The 2,714-nt window shown below is 65.0% G+C and carries 2 protein-coding genes and 1 pseudogene; 2 read left to right on the top strand and 1 reads right to left on the bottom strand.

Going from position 1 to position 2,714, the window contains the following annotated elements; all coding sequences use genetic code 11:
- Both DBR23_RS31015 and DBR23_RS18390 read left to right on the top strand, forming a co-directional pair.
- Window positions 1–92: pseudogene (locus DBR23_RS31015) on the top strand (tRNA (guanosine(46)-N7)-methyltransferase TrmB); the annotation flags it as partial.
- Between the two features lie 39 nt (window positions 93–131).
- Window positions 132–1,187 carry a GGDEF domain-containing protein gene (locus DBR23_RS18390; protein WP_108499174.1) on the top strand — a complete coding sequence of 352 codons (1,056 nt, stop codon included), beginning with the start codon at window positions 132–134 and terminating at the stop codon, window positions 1,185–1,187.
- Window positions 1,188–1,286: 99 nt separating this feature from the next.
- On the opposite strand, the gene DBR23_RS31010 is transcribed toward DBR23_RS18390, so the two are convergent.
- Window positions 1,287–2,714 (bottom strand): HD-GYP domain-containing protein (locus tag DBR23_RS31010; RefSeq protein WP_304466216.1); only part of this gene is annotated, 1,428 nt, incomplete at its 5' end.

Below are 2,714 nucleotides of genomic sequence, written 5' to 3'. Positions count from 1 at the left end.
AACCCGACTACCGCCCGCTGACCAAGTTCGAAAACCGTGGCCTGCGACTGGGCCATGGGGTGTGGGACGTGGTGTTTGTGCGCCGTAACTGACCCAACGACATGCCCCGATCGGCCCGCAGCACACCGCCTATGAAACCCATCCTGCAAAACCTGGTGGAGATGACTGGCCACCGCGACCACCTGCGGCTGGAGGTGTCGGTGCTGTCCACGCTGCAAAAACTCAGCAGCATCATCGAGGTGCGGGCCCTGGAACTGTTCACGGAGGGCGGCGTGCCCCATGTGCGCCCCCGCACCTGGGTGGACAACGGCCAGCTGGTGTCCACCGACTCCGAAGCCGCGGCCGACCCTCGCCGGGAGCCGCTGGACCAGTACCCCGCCCTGCGGGACTGCGTGGACAACCGGAGCGAGCGCGCCCTGGCCTCACCCCGCCGGGGCCGCCATGTGCTCTGGCTGCCGGTGTGGATGCACGACAAGGTCAGCACCTGCCTGGAGATCACCCAGTCGCGCCCGTTCTCGGCCCACAAGCTTGACGTGCTCATGGGTGTGTTTCAGGTGTACCAGAACTACCAGAGCCTGCTCGACTACAGCGAGCGCGATGCGCTCACCGGCCTGTTCAACCGCAAGACGTTTGACGAGCAGTTCTCTCGCTACACCATGAGCGGGCTGGCCAGCCGGTCTGGTGCAGTCACCGAGTCCTTTGCGGCCGAAGAAACCGCCGTAGCCAGCGACAACGAGCCCGTGCAGCAATGGCTGGCAGTGGTGGACATCGACCACTTCAAGCAGGTCAACGACCGCTTCGGCCACCTGTATGGCGACGAGGTGCTGATCCTGATCGCCAACATCCTGCGCAGCTCTTTCCGCAGCCATGACCGCATCTTCCGCTTCGGCGGCGAAGAGTTTGTGGTGCTGCTGCGCTCCACCACACTGAGCACTGCCCACAAGGTGTTCAACCGCTTCCGGCTGGCCGTGCAGGAGTACCACTTCCCGCAGGTGGGTCAGGTCACGGTGAGCCTGGGCTTTGTGAGCACCACGCGCGGCTCGCCCGTAGAGATTCTGGGCCAGGCCGACCAGGCGCTTTACTACGCCAAGGAACATGGCCGCAACCAGGTTTGCTTCTATGACGATCTGGTGGCCAGCGGTCAACTGGCAACCAAGGTCGCCAACGACGACGTCGAGCTGTTCTGACCGGGCCCCATGGGCATATGGTCCGCTGTCCGCTGCGACAAGGCTGGCCCGCGCAAGAACGTTGCGTCCCATCGTCCACCGTAGGGCGTCATTCCCCTCTCAGCCCAGCGACGCCAGAATGGCCTCCACATTGACCTCGTCGCGCTGCGCAGGTGTCAGAAAGCGCTCGGCGTAGTCGCGCCACACGCCGCTGGTCAGGAAGAAGCGGAACACCTCGGCATCGATGTGCCGCTCGCGCACCATGTGGGTCATGATCTTGAGCGACTCGGACAAGGTCTTGGGTGGCTTGTAGGGCCGGTCGGCCGCAGTCAGCGCCTCAAAGATATCGGCCAGTGTCATCACCCGGTCGGCCAGCGTCAGCTCTGGCGCCTTCAGACGCCGGGGGTAGCCGGTGCCGTCCAGCTTTTCATGGTGGGACCCGGCAATCGACGGCACGCGCGCCAGGTGCGGCGGAAACGGCAGACCGCTGAGCATGATGATGGTCTGCACGATGTGGTCGTTGATCTTGAAGCGGTCTTCGGCAGTGAGCGTACCCCGCTGGATGGACAGGTTGTGCAGTTCTCCCAGGTGCGCCTCGTAGGGCGGCAAAACCATGTCAAAGCCCCAGCGATTGGCGGGGTTGCCCGCCTCCACCGGCGGCGTGCGTGTGCCCCAGGGCACGATGTGCTCGGGCCGGTCGGCCAGCAACGGCTCGTTGGCGGGCAAGGGGCGCACCGGCACGCTGCACAGTCGCAGCATCTCGGCGGCCGACAGGCCCAGGCGGTCGTCAAAATGCCGTTGCCATATCTGGCGGCCGACGGTCTTGAGGCGGGCAATGTCCGCCTCGGCCATGAATTCGCCCCCCACGTTGCAGCGGGCTACAAAGGCAAAGTCTTCCTGCAGTTGTTCGCGCCGCTGCAGCAGCTCGCGCTGCAGGCGCACCGTGTCCACGCCGGACACATGCTGCTTCCAGTAGTCCAGCTCAGCGTCCCGCCACAACACCTCAAAGCGCATGCGCACCTCGTGAATGCGGTTGTAGAGCGTCTCCAGCTTGGTGGCCTTGTCGATGATGTGCTCGGGGCTGGTGACCTTACCGCAGTCATGCAACCAGGCCCCCAGGCGGAATTCGTAGCGCTCGGCATCGGTCATGGCCACCTGGGCAAACGGACCGTCCTTGGCCGCACACATGCGGTCCATCAGCGCCTCGGCCAGCTCCGGCACGCGCTCGCAATGGCCACCGGTGTAGGGGCTCTTGGCGTCGATCGCGTCGGCCAGCAGGCGGATGACAGCATCGAGCAGCTTCTTCTGGCCTTCGATCAGGCTGCGCGTCTCGATGGCCACCGACAGCGTGCCCGACAACTTCTCGACAAACGCGCGGAAATGCGCGTCGTCCTGCGTCTGGTCCGCGATGTAGCGCAGCACCAGCAGGCCCAGGGGCTGCCCGTCACGGGTACGCAGCTGCACCCGCAGCACGCGCGCGGGCTCGGTGTCGTCGTCTTCGTGCTGGTCGCCAGGTTGGGGCTCGGTATGGTTGATGAAATGCACCAT

Source organism: Acidovorax sp. HMWF018, from assembly GCF_003061035.1.
Taxonomy (GTDB): domain Bacteria; phylum Pseudomonadota; class Gammaproteobacteria; order Burkholderiales; family Burkholderiaceae_C; genus Acidovorax; species Acidovorax delafieldii.
Note: the sequence above shows the minus strand (reverse complement) of the source record. Positions and strands in the feature narration are given on the sequence as shown.

What these genes read in the sequence shown, in the direction of transcription:
- DBR23_RS18390 (WP_108499174.1), top strand. Translation starts at nt 132, where the DNA reads ATGAAACCCATCCTGCAAAACCTGGTGGAGATGACTGGCCACCGCGAC.